The organism is Streptomyces sp. AM25 (assembly GCF_058146165.1).
The window spans coordinates 121,741-147,102 of the sequence record NZ_JBKIWN010000010.1 but is presented as its reverse complement, the minus strand read 5'-3'; the positions used below and the strand labels follow the sequence as shown (position 1 = coordinate 147,102).

Below are 25,362 nucleotides of genomic sequence, written 5' to 3'. Positions count from 1 at the left end.
CTGCCGAACCCCCAGGTCAGCAGCCTGATGTCACCCTTCCGGGTCCTCGAAGGGGGCCTCCTCGACGAGGCGTTCGCCGATGTCGTCGGACCACTCCTGCGCCCAGCGCCGCAGCGCCGCGCTCGCCTCGCCGTCCAGCCCGTACGCGGCGAACTCGGCGTCGCCGTACCAGTCGGCCCGGTCGAGCCGGTCCCGCAGGTCGGCGAGGTCGAGGGCGTCCCGCGCGTGCCGCCGGCCGAACTCCTCCAGCTCGGGCCGGGACCAGCGGGCCGAGGCGGCGTGCACGTCGACGAGGTCCCGCACGAAGCCCCGCTCGGCGAGGGCGCGCACCTTGGTGCCGACGACGTCCTCGACGGCGAGGGCCGGGCCCCAGGCGGTGGGGACCGGCGGGCGCCACATCGTCTCCTTGAGGACGTGCACCTGGCACTCCGCGTCCGTCACCGGGTCGCCCGCCGTGAAGCGGGCCGAGAGCGGGTCGGACTCCACGTCCCGCACCCGCCAGCCGCGTTCCGGCAGCCCGCCGCGCAGCACGGCGACGATCTCCGGCATCGGCGCCGGGGACCCCGTGGCCAGGGCCGGGCCGTGGACCGGCCGCTCCACCAGGCCGTGCGCCCGCAGCGCGTAGCCGCCGGTGAGCACCAGCGGGAAGGACGCCCCCACGGCGACCGCGTCGGCGAGCAGCCGCCGGTGCAGCTCGGGAGGGAGCTGCACTCGGCGGTCCGCTTCCATGGCCGGGATTATCGCGCACGGTCCCCGGCCGGGCCCGCAACCGCTCAGTGGCCGGGCCAGCCCTCGAGGTGGCGGTGCACGGTGACGGCCCGGGCGGCCGGGTGGTTCGCCGCTGCGACGGCGTCCTTGAGGATCCCGGTGACCTCGGCGGCCAGGGCGTCGGTCTGCTGCTTCAGCTCGGTGGCCGGCAGCCGGGAGCGGCCCAGGGCGTCGAGCCTGCGGTGGACGTCGGCCAGCCGGGCGCGGGTGGCGGCGCCCAGGCGGAGCGGGGAGGGCGTGGAGACGACGAACTGGTAGGCGCCCGCCAGGGTCTGGCAGCCGGTGCAGTGGTCGTTGACCGCCGTGCCGTCGTTGACCGCGTTGAGGTGGACGTGCTGTCCCGCGAGGGTGACGATCTGGAAGGACAGCGCCACCGAGCGGCAGGCGTCGTCGGCGGTGCAGCCGGCACCGGTCGCGGTGGCCTGGTTGCGGACGGCCGCGGTGCCGACCTTGCCGAGCTGGTGGACCGCGAAGCTGTCGCGGAACTGCACGTGGTGCTGGTGGTTCGCCGTGGTGCGGACGTTGTCCATGGTGATCTCGGCCGCCTGGGCGGGCACGGCGGTGGCGGCGGCCGCGACGCCTGCCGCCATCAGGCCGAGGCGGAGGACGGAACGGGACAGCGGTGTGGACTGGGACATGGTCGTGTTCCTTTTCGACGTACTGCTTTCGACGTACTGCTTCGGTGACGGTGCTCAGTTGCTCAGTGAGCGGGCCGCGGTGACGCGGGCGGCGATACGGCCGGCGGGCTCACCGCGGGCTTGGAGACGCCGGGCGACGGAGTCGCGCCGGCCGGCGGGGACGCGTGGGCGCTCGGGTGCGTCACGGGCGACGGGAGCGCGCCCGGGCCGACGACGGGTGCCGGCTTCGACGCGGCGGCCGAGGGGGCGGAGGCGGGCGGCCGCGGTGCCGCGGCGGTCGGGGCCAGCTTCGCGCCGGGGGGCGCGGGCGTCGTCCCCGGGTTCGGGGGCGGCAGCACCACGGCCGGGCTGCTCGGCTGCGGCGTGCGCCACGGCAGCGGCACGACCACCGGTCCCGTTCCGCCCTGGCCGCCGGACGCGCCGGGGCCGGTGTGCCCCCGGACGGGGGTGCGGCCGGGCAGGGTGGGCCGGTCCGCCGCGGGCGGAGCGGTGGGCACGTGGGGCTGCAGGATCGGTGCGATGGGCGGCGCGGGCGGCAGCGGCTTGGGCGTGACGCCGCTGAACCACGCGAAGCCCAGCGTCGTGGCCACCCCGGCGACGGCCGTCGCGAGGACGACCCGCAGCCACAGCCGGTCGGCGGTGGCGCGCAGGGCGTTGCGCGCCAGCCGCCCGGTGAGCCGGACGGACAGGTACGTCATGCCGGCCAGCGGACAGATCAGCATGAGACTGCCGAGCACTCCGGCCAGCCCGCCGGCCACCTGTCCGTCGGCGAACGCCTCGAAGGTGCCGGTGAGTTGCTGCGTGAGCGAGCGCACTCCGGTGTCGATGAGGCGGGGCAGGTTCCACAGCGCGTAACAGAGGTCGCCCAGCAGCAGCGGCACCATCGTGACGACCCAGGCGGTCACGATGACGCGGGTGCTGCGCTTGAGGTCGGCGACGGCCGGCTCGACCGGACGGCCCGGCACCATGCTCAGCAGGATCGGCCTGATCTTGCCGTAGAGGTCCGGTACTCCGGCGAGGTCGCCGAGGATGAAGTAGCCGTCCAGCCGGACGGCGGGCATCAGTTGCTCCAGCACCTCGAAGTGGCCGAGGTAGACGGCGCTCAGCAGGAACGGCTGTCCGGTGAGGAAGTACAGGCCGGTCAGGCCGAGCATGAAGACGACGTTGAAGTAGACGCCGCCGAGGTCGGTGCGGATCCGCCCGGCGCGGCCGATCCGGTAGACGTCGGTGACGTCGGTGTACATCGACGGCCAGATCAGGAAGAGCCCGCAGCCGATGCAGCCGGGATCCGCGCCGCCGTATCTGCACGCCGACGCGTGGCCGAACTCGTGGAACACGAGCGACGCCACGATCAGCCCGAACACGGCGAGCAGCAGCAGCGGTTGGTCCAGGACGTGCAGTACGGGCGTCATGGCGCCGTAGAAGCCGAACAGCCAGGTGTCCATGGCGACGGCCGCGAGCAGCACCAGCACCACCACGGTCGGCCGGTGCAGCCAGGCCAGTGCGCGGGAGATGGCGGCGACGCGGCGCTCGCCGAACAGGACGGTGTGGCCCTTGAGGCTGAGCAGCAGGTCCGACCGCGGGCCGCCGGCCGGGTCCTCCTCCTGGCCCTCGGGCACGGTGATGCCCATCGGGTCGAGCTTCTGCTCCACCAGGTAGGCAATGTTCTCGGCGCTGACCTCCCGCCCGAACTCCGCGCTGACCAGGCGGGCGATGGCGTGGGCGTCCCGTTCGCCGTCGACGGCGGACGCGGTCAGGTGCAGCAGCCGGGACAGCTGCACGACCTGGCCGTCGCCGCGGCGGGCGATGTACTTGGGCTCGGTGAAGCCCGACCCCTGGTACTCGCCGTGCAGACGCAGTCCCGCGCTGAGCCGCGGGACGACGGCCCGCGTTCCGGGCGACGGGCCGGCGGACTGCGTCTGCGGCGGCCGCTGCGGTACGGGCAGCGGCGCGACGGCGGTCTCCCCCGCCCCGTCCTCCCACGGCCGGGAGTACGGAAAGCCGCCGGGCCCCGGCACCGGGGCCCCGGATTCGTCCCCTGTCAGGACGTCCGGCCACACGGTGCCGAGCAGCGAGGTCGCGGTGTCGCCCGTGCGATGGCGGCTGCGGCCGGCGTCGTGGTCTCCGACCACCGTCATCTGTGTTCTCCCCCTCGGCGAAACCGCTGTCCCCCTCGCGGACCGCGTCCTCCCCCGGACGCGGTCCGCCTGCGTGGGTGTGCTGCGGGTGGAACTACTGGTGGATGTTGATCGACTGCGCCGCCTCGGACTGGGCCGTGGCGAACGGGGAGTCGTTGTTGAGCGCCAGCGACTGGTTGTGCGCGTGCACGTGGGCGACGTGCTTGGTGACGTGCGTGGTGCGGTGGAAGCTGAACTTCAGCTTGCCCAGGGCCTCGCGGCCGGGAAGCAGTTCGGCGGACTCGGCCTCGAGCTCCTGCGGGTTCATGCTCATGGTCTTGCCTCTCTCTGTCGGTGCGAAGTGCTACAACTGGGTGCTACAACTGGTGTGGCGGAACGAACTGCCGGTGCGGCTGGGGGTGTTGCTACTGCGAGACGGAGATCGACTGCATCGCCTCGGACTGGGCGATCGCGTCCGGCGAGCAGATGTTGACCGCGTCCGACTGGTTGTACGCGGCGACGTCGGCCGCGTGCGTGGTGAAGTTCTCCGAGCGGAAGAAGTCGAACTTCAGCTTCCCCAGGGCCTCGCGGCCCGGGAGCAGTTCGGCGGACTCGGCCTCGAGCTCGGTGACGTCCAGCATGGTCGTCCCCCTCCGGGATGGTGGTGCACGGCGTTGCGACCGGGACGCAGGCAGGACCCCCCAGCCTGCGTCCGATGCGATCGGACGAGCTGTCCAACGAGATTGGACAGTAGTGGCGCGGCACGGCTCCGCGCAAGCGGTTCGGCAACCTCCCCCATGGCGCGGCCGGCCCCCGCCCGTAGAATCGGTTCCACCCGAGCGGGCCAGAGCCAGCCGAGAGCAGGAAGCGACCGTCAGTGGCCAACGCACTGCAGCAGATCATCCGACAGCGACTCGACCGGCAGGGCTGGTCGTACGGGGAGGTCGCCCGGCGGGGTGGGATCCCCCGCTCGACGGTGCACCACCTGGCCACGGCCGAGCGCGTGGCGCGCATGCCGCAGCCGGCCACCCTCGAAGGCCTCTCCCGCGGACTCGAACTCCCCCTGGAGACCCTGCGCCGCGCGGCCGCCGAGGCCTGCGGCATCCACCTGTACACCTCCGAGGAGGAGCAGGCCGCCGAGTCCCGGCCCGACCCCGAGGTGGACCTGCTGATCGCCAGTGTCCAGCGGCTCTCCGCCGACGACCGCCGGCACGTGACCGCGCTCGTCGAATCCCTTCTCGACCGCGGCCCCAAGGGCGAATAGCCGTACGAGGCGATACGGGCAACGGCGCATATCCGCCCGGCACTTGGCGTTCCTGACGCCCGCCGTGCCCGTTCCGGTTCCCGGAACGACAGAATCCAGTGAATATTCCGGAGCGCCCGAGGATCAAGCAACCGCCCGGATATCGTCTCCACCTGCCCGAGGCGAGTGAGTGGCACGAACCCTCTGGTGGATGGGGGAACGTGTGCTCGTTGTCAGTGGTGGCTCGACGTCCAATGCCGTCGTCCGGGGCCGCTCCGGGGAGTCCGTGGTGCTGCTCTCCGGCGAACTGCCCGATGTGCTCACCGATCGCAGCGTCGCCGAACTGCTCGACCTGGCGGCCGCGGTGCTGACCGGTGAGGAGATGGAGATGTTCCGCAGATGCCTCGACGCCCTGCGCAAGGGCGAGGTCCGCGACCACCGGCGCATCGAGGTGGGCGGCGCGGTGCTCACCGTCTACCACGAGAGCCCGCACGGAACATGAAGAAGCCGCCCCCGGGTTCGCCGGGGGCGGCTTCCGTACTGCCCGCCGCGGCGGGCCGGCCGGCTGGTGGCCGTACCGGCCCGCGTGGTGGCCCTTACCGCCCGAAGCCGGGGCCGAACTCGTGCCCCTCCTCGTCGCCGGAACCGTTGCCGGAGAGGATCGGGATGTCGTCCAGGATGTGCGACAGCGGGTCGTCGCCGTCGTTGATCGTCGAGTTCTCGGTGCACATCTGCTGCTGCTGCGAGGACAGGATCGGAATGTCCTGCAGACCGATGTTGACCAGGCCGAGGACCGACTGGAGGCCCAGCTTGCCGATGGCGATGCAGGGCTTGTTGAACGAGCCGTTGATGAGGCCCATCTGCGGGCTCATGTAGCCGCCCGTGTAGGTGTTCCCGTAGGACTGGTACGCGCCGTTGGCGTTGGCGACACCGTTCTCGTTGCCCGCCGCCAGCGCGGGAGCCGTCCCTGCGCCGACGGCGGAAGCCGCCAGAGCGGCCGTGGCCACAACCTTCTTGATCACGTGATTTCCTTCGCTCCGGTCGACGAATTCCAGTGACTCAATGCCTAACTCACGGCATCGGCGGAGGTTATCCGGCATCAGTCGTTCGGCCCACGCCGCGACCCGATGAGAATCAAGTCGGCGGAATCCTCCGGGCATACGGAAATCCCCCTGTGGCAGGTCCCGCACACCCGCCACAGGGGGACTGTTCCGATGACCGGAAGGTCAGTGCCCGTTCGCCGAGCCGTTGCCCGAGAGCACCGGGATCTCGTCGACCAGGTGCGACAGGGCGTCGTCGCCGTCGTTGATCGTGGAGTTGTCGGTGCACTGCTGCTGCTGCTGCGACGTGAGGATCGGCACGTCCTGGACGCCGACGTTGATGAGGGCCAGGACCGACTGGACGCCCGCCTTGCCGACGCCGATGCACAGCTTGTTCAGCGTGCCCTGGATCAGGCTCATCTGCGGGCTTTCCTTGCCGCCCGTCGCAGTGTTGCCGTAACCGGTCTTGGCACCGTTCGCGTTGGCGACGTCGGTGTCGTTGCCGACGGCCATGGCGGGGCCGGCCATGGTGCCGACCGCGGTCGCCGTCAGCGCGGCCGTCGCGAGAACCTTCTTGAGCACGTCTATGCCTTTCGATCGAGTAGCGCCCCCATTGAGAAAGCGCTCTGCCTAACTCCGGCCCATTTGAGAAGTTCCGGGCTTTCACTCATTCGAGCCAGCGCGCCCAGAAAACAGGGGAGTTGTCGGCCGAAGGCATTCGACGGCTTTTATCGGGTGCGTCGTCGATAGGAAAAAATGCTGGTCAGGGTGACGTAGCGGTATTGCCCGCCGCGCTCGCTGACGAGTTCGCCGCGCTCTATGAGGTGGGCCACCGTCCAGGGGGAGAGGCCCAGCAGCGAGGCGGCCGTGCGGATGGGGACGCTCAGCCCCTCGAAGACGGCGGGGAGGGCGCCCTCCGGGAAGGACTCGTCCGGAAGGGAGTCGTCCGGTACCTGCCGGGCCACCACGCCGGGGTCCATCGCGTAGCGGCCCGTCGCATAGATGTCGTGTGCGGCTGCGGCAGCAAGGTGTCGTGCCATGTGACGCGCACCGTCCCCTCGGTCCGGAGTGTTGTTCTCAGATGTCGTGCGGTGCTGTGTCCAGCAAAACGGAACCAGGCATTCCGGTCAGCTCACCGGCTGCTTCTGACGACAGTTCAACTTCCTTACCTGCCGCCGGGCTAGCGTCCACCGAAAGACTAGAAACCGGCTTGCCGGGCGTCAAGTAGGCTAGGCTGCCTGCCTGCTGAGCGGCAAGAGAGCGGCCGGTCCCCGGCCCTCCCGAGCGAAGGGAACAGCCGATGGGGAGCACGACGACACCCCGCCGTAGCAACACCCGGCAGCGCATCCAGGACGTCGCACTGAAGTTATTCCTCGAGCAGGGATACGAGAAGACCGCACTCCGGGAGATCTCGGACGAGCTCGGTGTCACCAAGGCGGCCCTCTACTACCACTTCAAGACCAAGGAGGACATCCTCGTCAGCCTCTTCCTGGATCTCGGAAGAAAAATGGACGAACTCATCGCCTGGGGCAAGCGGCAGCCGCGCGAACTGGCCGTCAAACAGGAGCTGCTGGCCCGCTGCAGCGTCATCTTCCACGATGCGGCACCGCTGTTCGACATCCTGATAGCGAACCAGGCGACGCTCGACGCGCTCAGCGTCGGCCAGGACTTCAAGGACCGGGTCGCCGCCCTGTCGGACCTCCTCCAGGAGGAGAACTCCTCACTGAGCTCCCAGGTCCGCTGCGCCACGGCACTGCTCACCCTGCACTTCGGCACCTTCGCCATCCGGCAGCTGGACGGCGATCCGGAGGAGAAACGGCTGGCCCTGCTGGCCGGCGCGACCGAACTGCTCACCTCGGCGCACGAGGACGTCCTGTCCGGGGCGGCGGGGGTACCTCCGGAAGGGTGACGGCGGAGATTCCGTCGGCGTCGCGCGTCCGGATGACGCGAACCGCCCTCTCCGCAGCGATATCGCGCCAGCACCCGCCCCGCGGCGGCCGGTTCCTGCGCCATCATCGTCCTCCGCACCCCCGCGGGTGCGGGGCTCCCGACGACGGACCGGTGAACCTCCTTGCCGACCGGCCAGTTTCGTTCATAACGTAACCGGTCCGGTGGCTAACCGGGCGTCAAGTAGGCTCACCGGCCGGGGGGAGCGGACGGCTGGACGACGCGACGGAGAGCAGGAGAGCAGGTCATGGGCACAACCCCCCGGGCGCGCAGGAGCGACACCCGCGAACGCATTCAGCAGACCGCTCTCGGCCTCTTCGTGACGCATGGCTACGAGAAGACCTCGCTGCGGGAGATCGCCGAAGAGCTCGGGGTCACCAAGGCGGCCCTCTACTACCACTTCAAGACGAAGGAGGACATCCTCACCGCGCTCTCCGACCGGTTGGGCGAGCCCGTCGACGAACTCATCGCCTGGGGCCGGGAACGGCCGCCCACGCTGGCGAACAAGCGGGAGCTGCTGACCCGTTACAGCGTCGCGGTGCGCGACGCCGCACCGCTGTACCGGATCCTGCAGGAGAACCAGGCGACGCTGCGCGACCTCGGCATCGGCGCGCGGCTGCGGGAGCGGGTCGGCGCCGTCTCCCAGCTCGTGCACGCCGCGGAGGAGGGCGAGGACGCTCCCCTGGAGACCCTGGTGCGGTTCTCCAGCGCCCTGCTGACCGTGCACTTCGGCACCTTCACGCTGGACGAGATGCCGGGCGACCCGGAGGCGAGGCGGGCCGCGCTGCTCAAGGTCGCCATGGAGATCCTGGACTCCACGGACGGCGGCTCCACGGGCTGACCGGGGCCGCCGGCCCCGTCCGGGTGCGGCTGACCGATACCCCGGGCGACCGGAGTGTCCCTCGATTATGGTCGGGCGAAGTCACCGCAACCGATCGCCGCCGAGCCGAGGGAGCGCCTGCGGGATGAGTCTGACCGGAACCGCGTTCCTCGCGCTGCTCCTCGCGGTGACCGTACTGACCGTGCTGGCCACGCTGCTGCTCTGGGCGAGGATCCCCGGACCCGGGGCGGTGCGCTGGCTGGGGCGGGTGGTGCTGATCGGGCTGTGCCAGCTGACCGCGATCTGTGTGGTCGCCGTGTGGATCAACACCAGTTACGGCCTCTACGCCTCCTGGGACGACCTGCTGGGCCGCTCCGGGGACACGGGCCCGGTCTCCATGCCGGGCCCGCCCGCGCAGCGGGCCCGGTTCATCCGCGGGGACGACGGGATGAAGGAGACGTACTTCCACGGCTCCCGGTCCGGGCTCTCCGGCCAGGTCATGGTGTGGACCCCGCCGCAGTACGACGAACCGCGGTACCGCCGCACGGCGTTCCCGGTCGTCCTGCTGCTGCACGGGGTGCCGGGCTCGCCGCAGTCGTGGATGGAGCAGGGCAGGATGCCGGGGGCCTACGAGCGGCTGCTGCAGAACGGGGAGACGCGGCCGTTCATCCTGGTCGCGCCGATCATCAACCCCGGCGGCGTGGACACGGACTGCTCCGACGTGGACGGGCGCAAGGTGGCCACGTGGCTCGCCGCCGACGTGCCGGAGCTGCTGCGCAGCCACTTCCGGACGGCGCCGGAGCCGAAGTCGTGGGGCCTGCTGGGGATTTCCACGGGAGGCCTGTGCGCGGCGAAGCTGCCGCTGCAGTACCCCAAGGTCTTCGGGGCCGGCGCCGGGCTGGACCCGGATCCGCTCAACGGGGACCGGGGGGCGGTGAACGACCCGGTGCTGCGGGAGCACAACAGCCCCACCTGGCTGGTGTCGCACACCAAGGCCGAGGTGGCGCTGTTCCTCGCCACGTCGCGGCAGGACCGGGAGAGCCCGCCGAGCTACATCGAGGACTTCCAGCGGGCGGCGGCCGGTTCGCCGGTGCGGCTGAAGACGATGCTGCTGCCGTCCGGCGGCCACAACTACGGGACGTGGATCACGCTGTACCCGGCGGCGTTCGGCTGGCTGGGCGAGCAGCTGACGGGCGGGCCGCCGCGCTGATCGCTACTGGTGGTCCTGCTTGGGCTTGTCGGCGGTGTCCTGCGGGAAGGTGAGCTGCTGGCTCATCCACTCCAGGGCCGGGCCGATCTCCCGGCGCCAGGTCTGGAAGTTGTGGCTGCCCTCGGGAAGGATGACCGACGAGGCCGTCATCGGCTGCTTGACCGCCTTCAGGAACTTCTCGGTCTCCCCGAAGTTCTTCTCGCCCTTCCTGCTGCTGGTGACGAGCACCGACACCCGCGGCACCGGCATGTTCTCCAGGCGCCAGATCAGGTCGTGTTCGCGCTGGCGCTGCTTGGCGTCGGGGCCGCTGCCGAAGAGCTTGCCGGTCGTGGGGTCGCTGCCGACCTTGTAGTCGCCGGAGAGGGCGGCGGCCGCGGGGTAGACGTTCGGCTGGCGCATCGCGAGCTCCAGGGCGCAGGTGCCGCCCGAGGAGTAGCCGAGGACGCCCCAGGCGCTGGGGTCGCTGCCCACGCGGTAGGTGCTCTTCAGCGCGTCGGGCAGGTCCTTGGTGAAGAAGGTCTCCGCCTGCGGGCCGTCCGGCACGTCCACGCACTCGGTGTCGCGCGGCGGGGCGATGGTCGGGCGGACCATGACGATGATCGTCGGCTGCATCTTGTTCTGCGCGAGCAGCGTGCCCGCGGTCTGCGGCACCTGCAGGTGCTGGGCGAGATTCATGATCCCGCCCGGATATCCGCTGATGACCACCATGACGGGGAAGCGGTGGCGCTCGTACTGCTTCTGGAAGTACTGCGGCGGCAGATAGATGAAGGCCGGATTGATCGCGCGCGATTTCTGCCCCATGATCCGGACCGACTGGACCTTGCCCTCCTTCTCGGCCGGGCCGCGCGGAATTCCGCCCACCTTGTCGATGCCCTGCGGGCCGGCCGGCTGCACCAGTCCGTCCTTCGAGGCGCCGACCGTCGCGTACGGGGCGCCCTGGGTCATCTCGTTGACGTTGACCGGCGCCTTGTCGACGCGGCCGAGCAGCTGTCCCCAGGTGCCGTAGAACTGGCCCCAGGAGTTCACCGCGAGCAGCAGGGCCGCCATGATCGCCAGTTGGGTGGTCAGGATGGAGCCCAGCCGTCCCAGCACGGGCAGCACTCCGCGTCCCGCCAGCCGCGGCCACACCCACACCATGAGGGCAACGCACAACACGGCGCCGAACGTCACCGTGTAGAAGAGCGACCTGCTGGTCAGGCCCATGTGCGACTCAACTCCCTGCCCCCGTGGTGGGTACTCGTGTTCGTCCGGCAATACTCACCGATAAAGAGTCACGAACGGGACGGGAGGGTTGCCCGGCCCGCATTTATTGCCCTGCTCTTGTCCTGCCCGTGTCCTGGGCTTCCCCCCGTGTTCCCCGCTCCGAAAGGACCTCCGGGCGCTGCCGGAAAGTGCGGCCGCCGCTGGCAGAACTCCCCCTTCCGCTGGATGGTGGTCGGGAGGGCGCCGCGGGGGCGGGCCGGCGGGAGGCGGTGGGGACATGACCGGTGCGGACCGAGCGGCCAACCCCTTCCTCGGCGGCCTCTTCGCCCCCGTGCACGACGAGATCACCGCCTTCGACCTGCCCGTCACCGGCCGGCTCCCCGAGTCGCTGCGCGGGCGCTACCTGCGCAACGGGCCCAATCCGCTGCACGTCGACGAGCCCGCCGCGCACCACTGGTTCAGCGGCGAGGGCATGATCCACGGGGTGCGGCTGCGCAACGGCCGGGCCGAGTGGTACCGCAACCGCTGGATCCGCTCCGACGCCGTCGCCGGGCGGCTCGGCGAGAAGCTGCTGCACGGGCCGCGCCACCTGGGGACGGACTTCGCGCCCAACAGCCACGTGCAGTTCTTCGCGGGCCACTGCCTGGCGCTCGTCGAGGGCGGTGCGCTGCCCTACGAGATCGACTCCGAGCTCTTCACGATCGGCCCGTTCGACTTCCACGGCACCCTGCCCGGCGGGTTCGCGGCGCACTCGGTCGTCGACCCGCGGACCGGGGAGCTGCACGCGGTCGCGTACTGCTGGGCCTGGCCGTACGTGCAGTACCTGGTCGTGGGGACGGACGGCTGTGTGCGGCGCCGCGTCGACGTCCCCGTCGGGGGGCGGCCGATGATGCACGACTTCTCGCTCACCGAGCACCACGTGCTGCTCTACGACCTTCCCGTGCTCCTCGCCCCGGAGTGCGGCCGCAGCGGTTTCCCGTATGCCTGGGAGCCCGGGCGTCCGGCGCGGCTCGGGGTGCTGCCGCGGGACGGGCGGGCCGCGGACGTCCGCTGGCTGGAGATCGAACCGTGCTTCGTGCTGCACCCGGTGAACGCCTACGAGCACGACGGCGGGCGGTGCGTGACCGTCCATCTCGTGCGCTACGAGCGGCTCTTCGACGGTGACCGGCCCGCTCCGGACGAGCACCGCGGGCGGCTGGAGAGCTGGACGGCCGACCTGGCGGCCGGGACCGTGCGGCGGCAGCAGCTGGACGACCGGGCGGTGGAGTTCCCGCGGACCGATCCGCGGCGGCTGACCGGTCCGTACCGCTACGCCTATGCGGTGCACGAACGGGAGGACTGCCGGGGAACGGACGGCTACCGGGGCGGCTTCGGTGCCGGACTCGTCAAATATGACTTCCTGCGCGGAACGAGCGAGGAGTTCCGGGTTCCGCCGGGCGGCGACGTCGGCGAGGGCGTGTTCGTCCCCGCTGCCGCGGACGCGGCGGAGGACGACGGCTGGGTGCTGGCCTTCGCCTACGACCCGGCCCGCGCGGCCTCGGATCTGGTCGTGCTGGCGGCCCAGGACGTCGCGGCGGGTCCGGTGGCCCGGGTGCACCTTCCGGTGCGGGTTCCGCTGGGATTCCACGGCAATTGGATTCCTGATGACGCGTGATGACGTGTGAGGCGCGTGTTGCTGTCTGTGTGACAGCGACGCGCGCGGGGCAGGTGTGGCCCTGCGGGACGGGTGTTGACGGCTAGCCTTACTGCGTCGCACCACCGGGGAACTTTTCCCATCACATCAGATACTTCACACCAAGAGGACATCTCCCCATGGGCATTCGGAGTCTGCTGCGGAACGCATTCGGCTTGGGCAAATCCGCGAGCCGTGATGAACCGGGTGTGCCCCAGCAGAGTTCGGGGCCCGACAGCGCGGCGGCCGGTCCGGTGACCGTCCCCGCGCAGACCACCGCCGAGCGCGCGGGCGACCCGACGATCCCCGACCCCGGACCGCTGGGCCCGGTCCCCACGCCCGGCCCGCCGCGACCCGAGCCGGTCCCCGAACCGGAGCCCGCGCCGACCCCAATGCCGCAGCCCAAGCCCGTCCCGCAGCCGGAGCCCGCCCCCGCGCCGCAGCCGCACCCGGTCCCCGAGCCGGCCCCCGGCCCGGAGCCGGAGCCGTCCCCGGCCATGGGCGGGGCGGCCGTCAGCCTGGAGAAGGTGCAGCAGCAGGCCCCCGCGCTGGTCAGCCTCTACAAGTCGGCCGGGGTCTCGCTGCACAAGCAGGGCCTCGCGGGCCGGCGGGCGGCGGTCTACCTCGTCCTCGACCGCTCCGGCTCGATGCGCCCGTACTACAAGGACGGCAGCGTCCAGCACCTCGCCGAGCAGGCGCTGGGCCTCGCGGCCAACCTGGACGACGACGGCATCGTGCCCCTCGTCTTCTTCTCCACCGACGTCGACGGCACGGCCGAGATCGACCTCGGGAACTACGAGGGCCGGATCGACGAACTCCACGCGTCCTACGGCCACATGGGCCGGACCAACTACCACTGGGCCATGAAGGCCGTGATCGACCACTACCAGGCGTCCGGCGCCACCGATCCCGCCTTCGTCATCTTCCAGACCGACGGCGCCCCGTACAGCAAGCCGGCCGCCGAGAAGGCGCTGTGCGAGGCCGCGCACCTGCCGATCTTCTGGCAGTTCGTCGGCTTCGGCGACCCCGAGGGCAAGGGGTTCGACTTCCTGCGGCGGCTGGACGACCTGCCGGTGCCGGGGCGACGTGTCGTCGACAACGCGGGGTTCTTTCACGCGGGGCGTGAGCCGATGCTGCTGACGCACGACGAGCTGTACAAGGAGCTCATGGTGGAGTTCCCCGACTGGCTCGTCGAGGCGCGGGCCGCGGGGATCGTGCGTTAGCGCTCCGCGCCACGGTGCCCCGTGAGGGGCGCGGGGAACTGCGCGGTCAGCCACGACGAGCCTGCAGCCGAGGTCCCCGGGGCTTCGCCCCGGACCTCTGGGGCTGTGCGTCGACTGCAGGCCGTCGGTGGCTGGTCGCGCCCACGCGGCGGAGCCGCATATGTCACCGCCCCGCGCCCCTTACGGGGCTCTGCTGCTGCGGGCGCGTCGTGGTTGCTCGCGCCGTTCCCCGCGCACCGCGAAATCCACTGTCACCCTCAGGCCGCCCTCCGCGCGAGGAACCGCCTTTGCCGTGCCGCCGTGGGCGCGGGCGATGGAGCGGACGATCGACAGGCCCAACCCGACGCCCCCGCCGAGCCGCTCACGGCCGGCGCCCCGGCGGAACGGTTCGAAGAGCCCGTCGACCTCCGGACCCGGCACCGGCGGGCCGGTGTTGACGACGGTCAGCCGTCCCGGCCGGACGTCCACTTCGACGCTGCCGCCGGGGTGGTTGTAACCGACCGCGTTGCGCAGCAGGTTGCCGGTGAGCTGGGCGAGCAGGACGCGGTTGCCCTGCATCGGGGCGGACGCGGCGGTCAGCCGGAGCCGTACGCCGTTCTGCGTCGCCTGCGCGGACACCGCGGCCACCTCGTCGGCCACCACGGCGGCCAGATCGAGGCGTTCACAGCTGTCCAGGCCGCGTTCGCTGCGGGCGAGTACGAGCAACCCGTCGATCAGACGCTCCGAGTGCCGGTTGGTCTCCAGCAACGTGGCCTTGGTGCGGGCCAGTTCCTCCGGGGACGGGTCGCCTTCGAGCCCGACCTGGATCGCGGTGCGCTGCACGGCCAGCGGAGTGCGCAGCTCGTGCGAGGCGTTGGAGATGAAGCGCCGCTGACTGTCGAACGCCCCCTGCACGGGCCGCAGTACGCGCCCGGCCGTCCACCAGCCCACGCCGACCGCCAGCAGCGCGGTGATCAGCAGGGCCGCCGCGGACCAGACGACCATCTCCTGCGAGGCGGCGGCGCTGACGTCCCCGGAGACCCGGTAGACCGTCGACATGCTGATGGTCTCCCCCGGCCGCACGAGGTCCATGGGCACGGCCGTGCGCGCGATCGTCGTGGCCCGCTGCCGGGTGGTCTCGCGCGAGAGCACGTTCACGGTCGCCAGCAGCGCCGTCCCCAGGACGAGGAAGATCGCCCCGAAGGCGAAGGCGATCCGGGCCCGGGCGGTGAGGACGGGCCGCCTCACAGGGAGTACCCGACGCCCTGCACGGTGCGGATCAGCGGGGGTTCGCCGAGCTTGCCGCGCAGTTTGCTCATCGCGACGCGGACCGCGCCGGTGAAGGGGTCGGCGTGCGCGTCCCAGGCGCGCTCCAGCAGCTCCTCGGCGCTGACGACCGCACCGTCGGCCTCCAGCAGGATCTGCAGCAGCGCGAACTCCTTGGGCGAGAGGTCGAGCTCCCGCCCCTCGCGGTCCGCCGTGCGCCGCACGGTGTCCAGCCGCAGGCCGTGCCGCTCCAGCAGCGGCGGGGCGGGGCGGGCGCTGCGGCGGCGCAGTGCGCGGACGCGGGAGATCAGCTCGGGGAACTCGAAGGGCTTGGGGAGGTAGTCGTCGGCGCCCAGGTCCAGGCCCGAGACCCGGTCCTCCATGGAGCCGGCCGCGGTGAGCATCAGGATGCGGGTGCGGGAGCCGGAGGCGACCAGGCGGCGGGTGACGTCGTCGCCGTGCACCCGGGGCAGGTCGCGGTCGAGCACGACGACGTCGTAGTCGTGCAGCCCGAGGTAGGCGAGCGCGGCGTCCCCGCTGTAGACGGTGTCCACGGCGAAGCCCGCCCGGCGCAGCCCGGTGGCCACGAGCTCGGCCAGCACCTCTTCGTCCTCGGCGACCAGCACGCGCATGACCTTCGTTCCTCTCGTCGGTTATGCCCCCTTCTCTCCAGGATGCGGGTGTACCAGAGGGGATGTTTCGCAAATGTCTCTCTGGGACGAGGCTGTAGTGGGCATGGTTACGGCGTGACCGAAGAACAGTGCACGGGGCCGAAAACGGTCTACCGGTTCGCCCGGTGGACACTGCAGCCCGACCGCGAGCCGGACGCCGAGCCGATCGTCTACGCCATGCAGTGCGCCGTGTGCGGAGAGGGCTCGCAGCCGGACGAGGACCTCGCCGAGGCGCAGACCTGGACGTTCCGGCATGCGGGACGCCATCCCTCGCACCACACCTACCGGGAGACGATCACCCGGCCCTGGCGGGCCTGGATGGAGCGGCCGGGGTGAGCGGCCGGGCGGCAAATGCGGCGCGGCCGCGTCCCGGTGCTCGGATACGCTAAAGGCCTCCGTAAAAACACCGCGACCAGGGAGCAGCCGCAATGGCTCGACACCTCATCACCAGCGCCCTTCCGTATATCAACGGGATCAAGCACCTGGGCAACATGGTGGGGTCCATGCTCCCTGCGGACGTCTACGCCCGCTTCCTGCGCCAGACCGGCCGCGAGACGCTCTACATCTGCGCCACGGACGAGCACGGCACCCCGGCCGAGCTGGGCGCCAAGGAGCTCGGCCTGCCCGTGGACGCGTTCTGCACGCAGCAGCACGAGGCGCAGAAGGCGATCTACGACGGCTTCGGGCTCTCCTTCGACTACTTCGGCCGCAGCTCCTCCCCGGAGAACCGGGAGATCACGCAGCACTTCGCGCGGCAGCTGCAGCAGAACGGGTTCATCGAGGAGCGGGCGATCCGCCAGGTGTACTCGCTCACCGACGGCCGTTTCCTGCCCGACCGCTACATCGTCGGCACCTGCCCGCACTGCGGCTACGACAAGGCCCGCGGCGACCAGTGCGAGAACTGCACCCGCGTGCTCGACCCGACGGACCTGATCGACGCCCGCTCCGCGATCAGCGGCAGCAGCGACCTGGAGGTGCGCGAGACCAAGCACCTCTTCCTGCTGCAGTCCAAGCTGCAGGGCGAGGTCGAGGCGTGGATCGACGAGCACGGCAAGGACTGGCCGGTGCTGGCGTCCTCGATCGCCCGCAAGTGGCTGACCGAGGGCCTGAACGACCGCGCGATCACGCGTGACCTGGACTGGGGCGTCCCGGTCCCGGCCGACACCTGGCCGGAGCTGGCGGCCGAGGGCAAGGTCTTCTACGTGTGGTTCGACGCCCCGGTCGAGTACATCGGCGCGACGAAGGAGTGGGCGGGCCAGGACCCGGAGAACCGGGACTGGAAGTCCTGGTGGTACGAGGCGACGGACGTCCGCTACACCCAGTTCATGGGCAAGGACAACGTCCCGTTCCACACGGTGATGTTCCCGGCCACCCAGCTCGGCACCCGCGAGCCGTGGAAGAAGGTCGACTACGTCAAGGCCTTCAACTGGCTGAACTACTACGGCGGCAAGTTCTCCACCTCCCAGAAGCGCGGCGTGTTCACGCACGACGCCCTGGAGCTGCTGCCCGCCGACTACTGGCGCTACTTCATGATGGCCAACGCCCCCGAGTCGGACGACACGTCGTTCACCTGGGAGCTGTTCTCGGCGACCGTGAACAAGGACCTCGCCGACGTCCTGGGCAACTTCGTGAACCGCGTCCTCTCCTTCTCCAAGAAGCGCTTCGGCGAGGAGGTCCCGGCCGGGGCCGAGGCCGGCGAGGCAGAGGCCGCCCTCGGCCGGGAGGTCGCGCAGCTGCTCGCGGAGTACGAGGAGCACATGGAGGCCCTGCAGTTCCGCAAGGCCGCCCAGGCGCTGCGCGCCCTGTGGAGCGCGGGCAACGCCTACCTGGAGACCAAGGCCCCCTGGCTGGAGATCAAGACGGACCCGGAGGCGGCCGCGCTGACGCTCCGTACCGCCATGAACCTGATCCACCTCTACTCGGTGGTCTCCGAGCCGTTCATCCCGGCCTCGGCGGCCGCGATGCGCTCGGCGTTCGCGCTGGAGGGCGACACCCGTACGTGGGTGACGGCGGACGAGGCCCTGTCCCTGTCCTTCGTCCCGGCGGGCACGGCGTTCACGGTGCCGCCGGTGCTCTTCGCAAAGATCACCGAGGACGACCTGGCGGCGTACCGCGAGCGCTTCGGCGGCTCCGAGGAAGCCGCGTAGCAGTCGGTCACTGCTGTCACGGGCCCGGAAACCAGGCGGTTTCCGGGCCCGTTGATCGTTCGACAATCGTTCGTTCAGCGCGCTTCGGAACGCTGGTCCCGTCGTTACACGGGGGCAGACGAGGAAGTGCAACAGCAGTGTCCGAGAAGCGCATTACCGTACGCGTCCACACCGCCGACGAGGTCGCCCGGGCCCGCGTCGCCAGACAGCTGCGCGCACTGCCGGGGGTGAGCGTGGTCCGCGAGGGGGCGGCCGTCGACGTGCTGCTCCTGGGGCGGCACGACGACGGCGCACCGGGCGCGCTGCGACGGCTCGCGCGGGAGCACCGGGCGCCGCTGGTGGTCATCGCCGACGACCTCGGCGAGACCGAGCTGATGGCGGTGACGGAGTACGGGGTCCGGTCCGTGCTGTGGGGGCAGCGGCTGACCCCGGGACGGCTGCAGCGCGCGGTGCACCAGGCCGCGGGGTGCTGCCCGAGACTGCCGATGGTGACGGCGCTGAACGCACTGACGTGACCCTCGTGCAGAAACGAGGGCGGGCCGGTGAGAAGCTCACCGGCCCGCCCTCTGCGCTGTGCTGCCGCCCTTACTTGGTCGGCTTGTACGGGGTCGGCTTGGCCGCGCCCTTGTAGATGCTCAGGTGGAGCTCCTTCAGGCGGGCGTCGTCGACCTCGCTCGGGGCGCCCATCAGCAGGTCCTGCGCGTTGCCGTTGAGCGGGAAGGCGATCGTCTCGCGGATGTTGGGCTCGTCGGCCAGCAGCATCACGATGCGGTCGACGCCCGGGGCGATGCCGCCGTGCGGCGGGGCGCCGAACTTGAACGCGCGGAGCATGCCGCCGAACTCGCGCTCGACGTCGTCCTTCGAGTAACCGGCGATCTCGAACGCCTTGTACATGACGTCCGGCTCGTGGTTCCGGATGGCGCCGGAGGACAGCTCGGTGCCGTTGCAGACGATGTCGTACTGCCAGGCGAGGATGTCCAGCGGGTCCATGGTCTCCAGGGCCTCGAGGCCGCCCTGGGGCATGGAGAACGGGTTGTGGGAGAACTCGATCTGCCCGGTGTCCTCGTTCTTCTCGAACATCGGGAAGTCGACGATCCAGCAGAACCGGAAGACGTTCTCCTCGAAGTGGCCGGCGCGCTTGGCGGCCTCGACGCGGACCGCGCCCATGATCTTGGAGACCTCGTCGAACTCGCCCGCGCCGAAGAAGACCGCGTGGCCGGGGGCCAGACCGAGGGCCTCGGTGAGGGCCTTGACGTTCTCCTCGGTGAGGAACTTGGCGATCGGGCCGGAGAGCTCTGTGTTTTCAGCGGTCCCGCCCACCCGCACCCACGCAAGGCCCTGCGCACCCTGCTGGACCGCGTACTCGCCGAGGCCGTCGAAGAACTTGCGGGACTGGCCGGCGGTGTCCGGCACGGCCAGCGCGCGCACGTGCTTGCCGGCAAAGGCCTTGAAGCCGCTGTCGGCGAAGACCGCCGAGACGTCGACGAGTTCCAGCTTGGCGCGCAGGTCCGGCTTGTCCGAGCCGTACTTGAGCATCGCCTCGCGGAACGGGATGCGCGGGAAGGGGGAGGTGACGTGGCGGCCGTTGCCGAACTCCTCGAAGAGGTCGGTCATGACCTTCTCGATCACCTGGAAGACGTCCTCCTGCTCGACGAAGGACATCTCCACGTCGAGCTGGTAGAACTCGCCCGGCGAGCGGTCGGCGCGGGCGTCCTCGTCACGGAAGCACGGGGCGATCTGGAAGTAGCGGTCGAAGCCCGCGATCATCAGCAGCTGCTTGAACTGCTGCGGCGCCTGCGGCAGCGCGTAGAACCGGCCGGCGTGCAGCCGCGAGGGCACCAGGAAGTCGCGCGCGCCCTCGGGGGAGGTGGCGGACAGGATCGGGGTGGCCAGCTCGTTGAAGCCGAGCGCGGTCATCTTCTGCCGCATCGCGGAGATGACGGCCGAGCGCAGCATGATGTTGCGGTGCATGCGCTCGCGGCGCAGGTCGAGGAAGCGGTACTCCAGGCGGCGCTCCTCGTTCACGCCGTCCTCGGCGTTGATGGTGAACGGGATCTGCTCGGCGGCGCCGAGCACCTCGACGCCGGTGACCTCGATCTCGACCTCACCGGTGGGCAGGTCGGGGTTGACGTTCTCCGAGCCGCGGCTCATGACCTTGCCGTCCACGCGGACGACGGTCTCCTTGGTCAGGTGGCTCAGGGCCTCGTTGGCCGGGGTGCCGGGACGGGCCACCAGCTGGGTGATGCCGTGGTGGTCGCGGAGATCGATGAAGAGGATGCCGCCCAGGTCGCGCCGATTGTGCAGCCAGCCGCTCAGTCGCACGTCGGTGTCGACGTCAGCCGCACGGAGCTCGCCGCAGGTGTGGGACCGGTACCGATGCATCATTCATCCAAGTCGTGGTCGGAGTCGTTGGTCGGGCGGAACGCCGCGCGCCCGGTGGTGCGCCGCCGGTGCGGATGCGGCACCTGACTGGTGCGCATACAGCACCTGTGCAAGGGTACTGCCCCACCTGTCTTCGGTGGTCCCCACTGCCCACACCTGCATAAAGTGGGGCAATGCGCACCGAGGACGTACTGGCCGCCGTCTCCACAGGACTGTGGCACTGGGACAACGCCTCGGGCATCGTCACCTTCGACGCCGAGGCCGCGCGGCTCCTGGGCCTGCCCGCGGAGCGGGTGGAGCTGCCCGAGCGGGCCGCCCGGGCCCGCTTCCACGCCGTCGACTGGGTGGAGATCCAGAGCATCATCGGCCTGGCCGTCGCCGAGGACACCCTCGCCGAGGCCCGCATGCGCGTGGTCGACGAGGAGGGCCGGGTGCTGCGCACCGTCCGCAGCCGCACCAGGCCCGTCGCCACCGACGCCGGCGCCCTCCTCGTCGGCACCCTGGAGGAGGTGCCCGCGCCGCAGCCGGGCACCACCGCAGCCCGCACCCCCGTCACCGGCGACTGGAGACGCAACCGCGAGGCCTTCCTGCTGGACGCGGGCCGGGCGCTCTCCGAGGCACGCTCGACCTCCGAGGTGCTGCGGGTGGCGGCCGGCCTCTCCATGCCGGGCTTCGAGCCCTCCGCCCTCGCGGTCTTCGCCGGCGAGGCCAACCGCGTCCGGCTCATCGGCCAGCAGGGCTACACCCCCGGCGACATGGACGCCTTCCTGGACCTGCCGGTGGACTCGCAGTACCCGGCCGCCGAGGTCATCCGCACCGGGCGCGCGGTCTACATCCCCACCCCCGGCGAGTACGGGCGCCGCTTCCCGCTCATCTACCCGATGGTCGAGCGCTTCGGCCGCAGCTCCTGGGCCTTCCTCCCGCTGATCAACGCGGGGCAGGTGATCGGCGCCTGGATGGCCGGCTTCAGCACGCCGGTGGCCTTCACCCCCGACGAGCGGTCCGTGCTGACCACCGTGGCCCGGATGCTCGCCCAGGCGCTGAGCCGGGCCAGCGTCCACGAGTCCGAGCGCGAGCTGAGCGACGGCCTGCAGCGCACGATGATGCCGACCGTCCAGCCGGACATCCCCAACATGGCGGTGGCCGCCCGCTATGTGCCCACCGGCGGCGGTCTGCAGATCGGCGGCGACTGGTACGACATGATCCCGCTGCCCTCGGGCAAGATCGCCCTGGTCATCGGCGACGTCCAGGGCCACGACGTGCGCGCGGCCGGGCTCATGGGACAGCTGCGCATCGCCCTGCGCGCCTACGCCTCCGAGGGCCACCACCCCGACGCCGTGCTCTCCCGCGCCTCGCGCTTCCTCGCCGGCGTCAACGGCGCCGGCGGCGACGAGACCGACCCGCGCTTCGCCACCTGCCTCTACATCGAGGTCGACCCGCTCACCGGACTGCTCGTCATCGCCCGCGCCGGCCACCCCGACCCGGCCGTCCGGCTCAACGACGGCACCATGCTCGTCCGCTCCACCGCGGGCGGGCTGCCGCTCGGCATCGACCCCGACACCGACTACCCCACCACCCGGCTCGTCCTGGAACCCGGCGAGACCATGCTCGTCTGCACCGACGGACTGATCGAGACCGGCGGCCACGACCTGGAGAGCGGCTGGAACCGGCTGCGCGAGGTCGTCGAGGGCCACGCCCTGGAGCCGGAGCCGGGCGAGGGCGGCCTGGAGGAGAGCCTGGAGCGGCTCGCGGACTACCTCGTGCAGGCCGTGCACGGCCCGTCCTCGCACCACACCACCGGGCCGCTGGTCGACCGGCGCGAGGACGACATCGCCCTGCTGCTCCTGTGCCGCGAGCCGGGCGTCCCGGCCGGACCCGGCGTCGCCGCCCTGCCGCGGCCCACCCGGCGCACGGTCCTGAGCATCGCCCAGGCCGAGCCGGAGCGCATCGCCGAGGCCCGCCGGCAGGTGCGGGACCTGATGTACGACTGGCCGGACGAGGACCAGACGGACTCGGCGGTGCTGATGGTCTCCGAGATGGTCACCAACGTCCTCGTCCACACGGACGGGGACGCGCTGATGGTCGCCGAGATATCGGGCGAGCTCGGCTCGCGCTGCGTCCGCGTCGACGTCGCCGACAGCAGCGACGAGCTGCCGCACCGCCGGCACCCGGGGGAGATGGCCTCCTCCGGGCGCGGCCTGGTGCTGATGGAACTCCTCGCGGGGGCGTGGGGGGTGGACCCGCGGGGGGAGGGCAAGAACATCTGGTTCGAACTGCACGAGTCCTCGGCCGGGGAGGCCGAGGACTACGAGGGGATCACCTGAGGGGTGCCCGTGCCCCGTAGGGGCGCGGGGCTGTCACTCCCCCAGCTACCGCTGGGGGTGCCCCCAGGAGGTGCCCCCAGCGGCTCCGCCGCGTGGGCGCGACCAGCCACAGCCGGCCCGCAGCCGAAGGCTCACTCGCCTGCGGGCACGGTGCCGAGCCGACCGGCCTGGAAGTCCTCAAACGCCTGGGCCAGTTCGGCATGGGTGTTCATGACGAACGGGCCGTAGTGCATCATCGGCTCCCGGATCGGCAGGCCGCCGAGCAGGACGACCTCGAGGTTCTCGCTGCGGGACTCCTGGGCCTCGTCCGCACGGACCGTGAGCGAGTCGCCGTCACCGAAGACGACCGTCTGACCCATCCGGAAGGGGCGCCGTTCCGCGCCCGCCGAGCCGAGGCCCGCGAGACCGTACGCCAGGGCGTTGAAGTCCTTCCGCCACGGCAGGGTGACCGAGGCGCCGGGACTCACCGACATGTGGATCATCGTGATCGGGGTGTGCGTCGCGCCCGGACCCTCGTGGCCCGCGATGTCACCGGCGATCAGGCGGACGAGCGCACCGCCGTCCTCGGAGGCCAGCAGCTTGACGCTGCCGCCCCGGATGTCCTGGTACTTCGGCGCGATCATCTTGTCCTTGCGGGGCAGGTTCACCCACAGCTGGAGGCCGTGGAAGAGACCGCCCGACATGACCAGCGCCTCCGGCGGCGCCTCGATGTGCAGCAGGCCGGAACCCGCCGTCATCCACTGGGTGTCGCCGTCGGTGATGACACCGCCGCCACCGTGGGAGTCCTGGTGCACGAACGTGCCGTCGATGATGTAGGTGACGGTCTCGAAGCCGCGGTGCGGGTGCCAGGGGGTGCCCTTGGGCTCGCCCGGGGCGTACTCCACCTCACCCATCTGGTCCATCATGATGAACGGGTCGAGGTACCGGTGGTCGATCCCCGCGAAGGCCCTGCGGACGGGGAAGCCCTCGCCCTCGAAGCCGCTGGGAGCGGTGGCGACATGCAGCACCGGTCGCTGCTGCGCCGCCGCGGGAGCGGACACGCGGGGCAGGGTCAGCGGGTTCTCGACGGTCACTGCAGGCATGACGTCCTCCTCGGGGTCTCTGCGCCTCCAATTTAGTTGAATGGTGAACGACCCGCAAGACGGGGTTATTCCTGGGTCCGCCACAGCCTGCTCACAGCGCCAGGGTGGACACTTGATCAATGCGCCTGAACGTCAGAGGCCCCGGCCCTGCCGGGTACGCCGCCCTCGCCGCCGCCGTGCTGGCCCTGGCCGTCATCGGCCTGCTGGTGGCCACCCGCGGTCTGGCGGCGACCGACGCCCCGGTCGCCGAAGGGGACTCCGCCGGGCACTACCGGGAGCCCGCGGCGCTGAGCGCGGCATCGGCGCAGGCCATGCGCTCCGCGGTCCGTACGACCGTGCCGCGGGAGCCCGTACAGCCTGTCTCGCGCGGCATGCGCACCGAGACGCTGTCCCCGTCGGACCCCCTGCAGGCGGCCGCCATGGCGCCCTCGCCGGCCGTGGGGCCGCTGTTCTACACCGGGCAGGGCGATCCGGACCACGGCTGCACGGCGAGCGTCGTGCACAGCCCCTCGGGCAATCTGCTGATCACCGCCGCGCACTGCGTCCACACCGGCGGCTTCCGCACGGACATCGCCTTCGTGCCCGGCTACCACGACGGGCAGGCGCCCTACGGGGTCTGGGTGCCCACCTCCGTCGACGTCGCCCCGCAGTGGGCGGACTCCCGGGACCCGGACTACGACGTGGCGTTCGTCCACGTCCGCAGCACGGAGGGCGACGCGCAGATCGAGCGCGTGACGGGGGCGGAGCAGATCCGCTTCGACCCGCCCGTCCACCGCCCGGCACGGGTGCTGGGCTACCCGAGCGGCAGCGAGCAGCCGCTCGGCTGCCAGAACACGACCACCACCGAGGGCCCGACGCAGCTGCGCTTCGACTGCGAGGGCTTGCCGAACGGGACGAGCGGGAGCCCGATCCTCACGGACGTGGACGCCGCCACCGGGCTCGGTACGGTCGACGGCGTCCTGGGCGGGAAGGACGAGGGCGGTGACGACGAGACGTCGTACAGCTCGTACTTCGGCCCGGCAGTGAAGGCGCTGTACCAGCGGGCAACCGCCTAGACGGCGCTCAGCCGTACATCCGCCGCATCGCGAAGTCCACCATCTGTTCCACCGACTTCGCATCGAACACCATCCGGTGATCCCCCTCCATGTCGAGGACGAACCCGTACCCGGTCGGCAGCAGATCGAGTACCTCGGCGCCCGTGATCACGAAGTACTTGGACTCCTTGCCCGCGTACCGCCGCAGCTCCTTCAGCGAGCTGAACATCGGGATCACCGGCTGCTGGGTGTTGTGCAGCGCGAGGAAACCGGGGTTCTCGCCGCGCGGGCAGTAGACCTTGGAACCGGAGAACACCGTCTGGAAGTCCTCTGCGGACATCTGGCCCGTGGTGAAGGCACGCACCGCGTCGGCCAGGGACGGCGGCGACGGCTCGGGGTAGAGCGGCTGTTCGCCGTAGCCGCCGGGCTGCTGCGGCGGGGCGTAACCCTGGGCTCCCGCATTCTGGTCGTAGCCGTACATGGGCCAAAGCGTAACGAGTCACAGTTGGGCGATCGGGTCTTGCGCCTTATTACCGACGGGTAGCATCATGCTGCTTACTGACCGGTACGCACAGAGGATCGCACCTCCCGTCTCT

At 71.0% G+C, this 25,362-nt stretch carries 26 protein-coding genes; 12 read left to right on the top strand and 14 right to left on the bottom strand.

What is annotated here, in order from left to right:
- Positions 1 to 30: 30 nt before the first annotated feature.
- The 5 genes from ACLHRZ_RS15705 to ACLHRZ_RS15685 form a co-directional block, all read right to left on the bottom strand.
- Positions 31 to 729 carry a nucleotidyl transferase AbiEii/AbiGii toxin family protein gene (locus ACLHRZ_RS15705; RefSeq protein WP_490419040.1) on the bottom strand — a complete coding sequence of 233 codons (699 nt, stop codon included), beginning with the start codon at positions 727 to 729 and terminating at the stop codon, positions 31 to 33.
- Positions 730 to 773: 44 nt separating this feature from the next.
- Complete coding sequence (locus tag ACLHRZ_RS15700) at positions 774 to 1,406, bottom strand: hypothetical protein (protein WP_490419039.1); 633 nt, start codon at positions 1,404 to 1,406, stop codon at positions 774 to 776.
- A gap of 62 nt (positions 1,407 to 1,468) precedes the next feature.
- Positions 1,469 to 3,544 carry a zinc metalloprotease gene (locus ACLHRZ_RS15695; protein ID WP_490419038.1) on the bottom strand — a complete coding sequence of 692 codons (2,076 nt, stop codon included), beginning with the start codon at positions 3,542 to 3,544 and terminating at the stop codon, positions 1,469 to 1,471.
- A 94-nt stretch (positions 3,545 to 3,638) separates the two neighbouring features.
- Positions 3,639 to 3,857, bottom strand: a complete 219-nt coding sequence (locus ACLHRZ_RS15690) for a hypothetical protein (protein ID WP_490419037.1) — start codon at positions 3,855 to 3,857, stop codon at positions 3,639 to 3,641.
- Between the two features lie 91 nt (positions 3,858 to 3,948).
- Entirely contained in the window at positions 3,949 to 4,164 is a 216-nt protein-coding gene (locus ACLHRZ_RS15685) for a hypothetical protein (protein ID WP_490419036.1), read from the bottom strand.
- Positions 4,165 to 4,400: 236 nt separating this feature from the next.
- On the opposite strand from ACLHRZ_RS15685, the gene ACLHRZ_RS15680 reads away from it, so the two are divergent.
- Both ACLHRZ_RS15680 and ACLHRZ_RS15675 read left to right on the top strand, forming a co-directional pair.
- Positions 4,401 to 4,787, top strand: a complete 387-nt coding sequence (locus ACLHRZ_RS15680; protein ID WP_490419035.1) for a helix-turn-helix domain-containing protein — start codon at positions 4,401 to 4,403, stop codon at positions 4,785 to 4,787.
- Positions 4,788 to 4,977: 190 nt separating this feature from the next.
- Positions 4,978 to 5,268 (top strand): hypothetical protein, encoded by a 291-nt coding sequence (locus ACLHRZ_RS15675; RefSeq protein ID WP_490419034.1) that lies wholly within the window; start codon positions 4,978 to 4,980, stop codon positions 5,266 to 5,268.
- A 94-nt stretch (positions 5,269 to 5,362) separates the two neighbouring features.
- Here ACLHRZ_RS15675 and ACLHRZ_RS15670 read toward each other — a convergent pair whose 3' ends face one another.
- From ACLHRZ_RS15670 to ACLHRZ_RS15660, 3 genes are all read right to left on the bottom strand, one after another.
- The gene (locus ACLHRZ_RS15670) at positions 5,363 to 5,788 is read right to left on the bottom strand and encodes a rodlin (protein WP_490419033.1); all 426 of its coding nucleotides are present in this window, start codon (positions 5,786 to 5,788) and stop codon (positions 5,363 to 5,365) included.
- Positions 5,789 to 5,992: 204 nt separating this feature from the next.
- Positions 5,993 to 6,388, bottom strand: a complete 396-nt coding sequence (locus ACLHRZ_RS15665) for a rodlin (protein WP_490419032.1) — start codon at positions 6,386 to 6,388, stop codon at positions 5,993 to 5,995.
- Between the two features lie 146 nt (positions 6,389 to 6,534).
- Entirely contained in the window at positions 6,535 to 6,846 is a 312-nt protein-coding gene (locus tag ACLHRZ_RS15660; RefSeq protein WP_490419031.1) for a hypothetical protein, read from the bottom strand.
- A 260-nt stretch (positions 6,847 to 7,106) separates the two neighbouring features.
- Between ACLHRZ_RS15660 and ACLHRZ_RS15655 the strand changes: the two genes are divergently transcribed.
- The 3 genes from ACLHRZ_RS15655 to ACLHRZ_RS15645 all read left to right on the top strand — a co-directional run bounded on the left by ACLHRZ_RS15655 (position 7,107) and on the right by ACLHRZ_RS15645 (position 9,783).
- Positions 7,107 to 7,715 (top strand): TetR/AcrR family transcriptional regulator, encoded by a 609-nt coding sequence (locus ACLHRZ_RS15655; protein WP_490419030.1) that lies wholly within the window; start codon positions 7,107 to 7,109, stop codon positions 7,713 to 7,715.
- A 285-nt stretch (positions 7,716 to 8,000) separates the two neighbouring features.
- On the top strand, positions 8,001 to 8,594 hold the full coding sequence (locus ACLHRZ_RS15650) for a TetR/AcrR family transcriptional regulator (RefSeq protein WP_490419029.1): 594 nt from the start codon (positions 8,001 to 8,003) through the stop codon (positions 8,592 to 8,594).
- 124 nt (positions 8,595 to 8,718) lie between these two features.
- The gene (locus ACLHRZ_RS15645; RefSeq protein ID WP_490419028.1) at positions 8,719 to 9,783 is read left to right on the top strand and encodes an alpha/beta hydrolase; all 1,065 of its coding nucleotides are present in this window, start codon (positions 8,719 to 8,721) and stop codon (positions 9,781 to 9,783) included.
- 3 nt (positions 9,784 to 9,786) lie between these two features.
- Here ACLHRZ_RS15645 and ACLHRZ_RS15640 read toward each other — a convergent pair whose 3' ends face one another.
- Positions 9,787 to 10,986 carry an alpha/beta hydrolase gene (locus ACLHRZ_RS15640; protein WP_490419027.1) on the bottom strand — a complete coding sequence of 400 codons (1,200 nt, stop codon included), beginning with the start codon at positions 10,984 to 10,986 and terminating at the stop codon, positions 9,787 to 9,789.
- Positions 10,987 to 11,263: 277 nt separating this feature from the next.
- On the opposite strand from ACLHRZ_RS15640, the gene ACLHRZ_RS15635 reads away from it, so the two are divergent.
- Together ACLHRZ_RS15635 and ACLHRZ_RS15630 are read left to right on the top strand one after the other, a co-directional pair.
- On the top strand, positions 11,264 to 12,640 hold the full coding sequence (locus ACLHRZ_RS15635) for a carotenoid oxygenase family protein (RefSeq protein WP_490419026.1): 1,377 nt from the start codon (positions 11,264 to 11,266) through the stop codon (positions 12,638 to 12,640).
- Between the two features lie 227 nt (positions 12,641 to 12,867).
- On the top strand, positions 12,868 to 13,881 hold the full coding sequence (locus ACLHRZ_RS15630) for a vWA domain-containing protein (protein ID WP_490419025.1): 1,014 nt from the start codon (positions 12,868 to 12,870) through the stop codon (positions 13,879 to 13,881).
- Positions 13,882 to 14,061: 180 nt separating this feature from the next.
- Here ACLHRZ_RS15630 and ACLHRZ_RS15625 read toward each other — a convergent pair whose 3' ends face one another.
- Entirely contained in the window at positions 14,062 to 15,108 is a 1,047-nt protein-coding gene (locus ACLHRZ_RS15625) for a sensor histidine kinase (RefSeq protein ID WP_490419024.1), read from the bottom strand.
- The gene (locus ACLHRZ_RS15620; RefSeq protein ID WP_490419023.1) at positions 15,105 to 15,758 is read right to left on the bottom strand and encodes a response regulator transcription factor; all 654 of its coding nucleotides are present in this window, start codon (positions 15,756 to 15,758) and stop codon (positions 15,105 to 15,107) included. Before ACLHRZ_RS15620 ends, ACLHRZ_RS15625 begins: the two co-directional genes overlap by 4 nt.
- A gap of 114 nt (positions 15,759 to 15,872) precedes the next feature.
- On the opposite strand from ACLHRZ_RS15620, the gene ACLHRZ_RS15615 reads away from it, so the two are divergent.
- The 3 genes from ACLHRZ_RS15615 to ACLHRZ_RS15605 all read left to right on the top strand — a co-directional run bounded on the left by ACLHRZ_RS15615 (position 15,873) and on the right by ACLHRZ_RS15605 (position 18,459).
- Entirely contained in the window at positions 15,873 to 16,133 is a 261-nt protein-coding gene (locus ACLHRZ_RS15615; RefSeq protein WP_490419022.1) for a DUF7848 domain-containing protein, read from the top strand.
- A gap of 92 nt (positions 16,134 to 16,225) precedes the next feature.
- Complete coding sequence (metG, locus tag ACLHRZ_RS15610) at positions 16,226 to 17,944, top strand: methionine--tRNA ligase (RefSeq protein ID WP_490419021.1); 1,719 nt, start codon at positions 16,226 to 16,228, stop codon at positions 17,942 to 17,944.
- A 137-nt stretch (positions 17,945 to 18,081) separates the two neighbouring features.
- Positions 18,082 to 18,459: a DNA-binding response regulator gene (locus tag ACLHRZ_RS15605; protein ID WP_490419020.1), complete on the top strand. Its 378-nt coding sequence runs from the start codon at positions 18,082 to 18,084 to the stop codon at positions 18,457 to 18,459.
- 70 nt (positions 18,460 to 18,529) lie between these two features.
- On the opposite strand, the gene aspS is transcribed toward ACLHRZ_RS15605, so the two are convergent.
- Positions 18,530 to 20,326: an aspartate--tRNA ligase gene (gene aspS, locus ACLHRZ_RS15600; protein WP_490419161.1), complete on the bottom strand. Its 1,797-nt coding sequence runs from the start codon at positions 20,324 to 20,326 to the stop codon at positions 18,530 to 18,532.
- 173 nt (positions 20,327 to 20,499) lie between these two features.
- Here aspS and ACLHRZ_RS15595 point away from each other — a divergent pair, with 173 nt between their 5' ends.
- On the top strand, positions 20,500 to 22,650 hold the full coding sequence (locus ACLHRZ_RS15595; RefSeq protein WP_490419019.1) for an ATP-binding SpoIIE family protein phosphatase: 2,151 nt from the start codon (positions 20,500 to 20,502) through the stop codon (positions 22,648 to 22,650).
- 131 nt (positions 22,651 to 22,781) lie between these two features.
- On the opposite strand, the gene ACLHRZ_RS15590 is transcribed toward ACLHRZ_RS15595, so the two are convergent.
- Entirely contained in the window at positions 22,782 to 23,732 is a 951-nt protein-coding gene (locus ACLHRZ_RS15590) for a pirin family protein (protein WP_490419018.1), read from the bottom strand.
- Between the two features lie 119 nt (positions 23,733 to 23,851).
- On the opposite strand from ACLHRZ_RS15590, the gene ACLHRZ_RS15585 reads away from it, so the two are divergent.
- Entirely contained in the window at positions 23,852 to 24,787 is a 936-nt protein-coding gene (locus ACLHRZ_RS15585; RefSeq protein ID WP_490419017.1) for a trypsin-like serine peptidase, read from the top strand.
- Positions 24,788 to 24,794: 7 nt separating this feature from the next.
- Here ACLHRZ_RS15585 and ACLHRZ_RS15580 read toward each other — a convergent pair whose 3' ends face one another.
- The gene (locus ACLHRZ_RS15580; RefSeq protein WP_336410223.1) at positions 24,795 to 25,247 is read right to left on the bottom strand and encodes an SseB family protein; all 453 of its coding nucleotides are present in this window, start codon (positions 25,245 to 25,247) and stop codon (positions 24,795 to 24,797) included.
- Between the last annotated feature and the right edge of the window lie 115 nt (positions 25,248 to 25,362).

Excerpts from the sequence above, each read along its gene's own strand:
- ACLHRZ_RS15705 (WP_490419040.1), bottom strand. The coding sequence starts at position 729 with ATGGAAGCGGACCGCCGAGTGCAGCTCCCTCCCGAGCTGCACCGGCGG.
- ACLHRZ_RS15700 (WP_490419039.1), bottom strand. The coding sequence starts at position 1,406 with ATGTCCCAGTCCACACCGCTGTCCCGTTCCGTCCTCCGCCTCGGCCTG.
- ACLHRZ_RS15695 (WP_490419038.1), bottom strand. The coding sequence starts at position 3,544 with ATGACGGTGGTCGGAGACCACGACGCCGGCCGCAGCCGCCATCGCACG.
- ACLHRZ_RS15690 (WP_490419037.1), bottom strand. The coding sequence starts at position 3,857 with ATGAGCATGAACCCGCAGGAGCTCGAGGCCGAGTCCGCCGAACTGCTT.
- ACLHRZ_RS15685 (WP_490419036.1), bottom strand. The coding sequence starts at position 4,164 with ATGCTGGACGTCACCGAGCTCGAGGCCGAGTCCGCCGAACTGCTCCCG.
- ACLHRZ_RS15675 (WP_490419034.1), top strand. The coding sequence starts at position 4,978 with ATGGGGGAACGTGTGCTCGTTGTCAGTGGTGGCTCGACGTCCAATGCC.
- ACLHRZ_RS15660 (WP_490419031.1), bottom strand. The coding sequence starts at position 6,846 with ATGGCACGACACCTTGCTGCCGCAGCCGCACACGACATCTATGCGACG.
- ACLHRZ_RS15655 (WP_490419030.1), top strand. The coding sequence starts at position 7,107 with ATGGGGAGCACGACGACACCCCGCCGTAGCAACACCCGGCAGCGCATC.
- ACLHRZ_RS15650 (WP_490419029.1), top strand. The coding sequence starts at position 8,001 with ATGGGCACAACCCCCCGGGCGCGCAGGAGCGACACCCGCGAACGCATT.
- ACLHRZ_RS15645 (WP_490419028.1), top strand. The coding sequence starts at position 8,719 with ATGAGTCTGACCGGAACCGCGTTCCTCGCGCTGCTCCTCGCGGTGACC.
- ACLHRZ_RS15640 (WP_490419027.1), bottom strand. The coding sequence starts at position 10,986 with ATGGGCCTGACCAGCAGGTCGCTCTTCTACACGGTGACGTTCGGCGCC.
- ACLHRZ_RS15635 (WP_490419026.1), top strand. The coding sequence starts at position 11,264 with ATGACCGGTGCGGACCGAGCGGCCAACCCCTTCCTCGGCGGCCTCTTC.
- ACLHRZ_RS15620 (WP_490419023.1), bottom strand. The coding sequence starts at position 15,758 with ATGCGCGTGCTGGTCGCCGAGGACGAAGAGGTGCTGGCCGAGCTCGTG.
- metG (WP_490419021.1), top strand. The coding sequence starts at position 16,226 with ATGGCTCGACACCTCATCACCAGCGCCCTTCCGTATATCAACGGGATC.
- aspS (WP_490419161.1), bottom strand. The coding sequence starts at position 20,326 with ATGCATCGGTACCGGTCCCACACCTGCGGCGAGCTCCGTGCGGCTGAC.
- ACLHRZ_RS15595 (WP_490419019.1), top strand. The coding sequence starts at position 20,500 with ATGCGCACCGAGGACGTACTGGCCGCCGTCTCCACAGGACTGTGGCAC.
- ACLHRZ_RS15590 (WP_490419018.1), bottom strand. The coding sequence starts at position 23,732 with ATGCCTGCAGTGACCGTCGAGAACCCGCTGACCCTGCCCCGCGTGTCC.
- ACLHRZ_RS15585 (WP_490419017.1), top strand. The coding sequence starts at position 23,852 with ATGCGCCTGAACGTCAGAGGCCCCGGCCCTGCCGGGTACGCCGCCCTC.
- ACLHRZ_RS15580 (WP_336410223.1), bottom strand. The coding sequence starts at position 25,247 with ATGTACGGCTACGACCAGAATGCGGGAGCCCAGGGTTACGCCCCGCCG.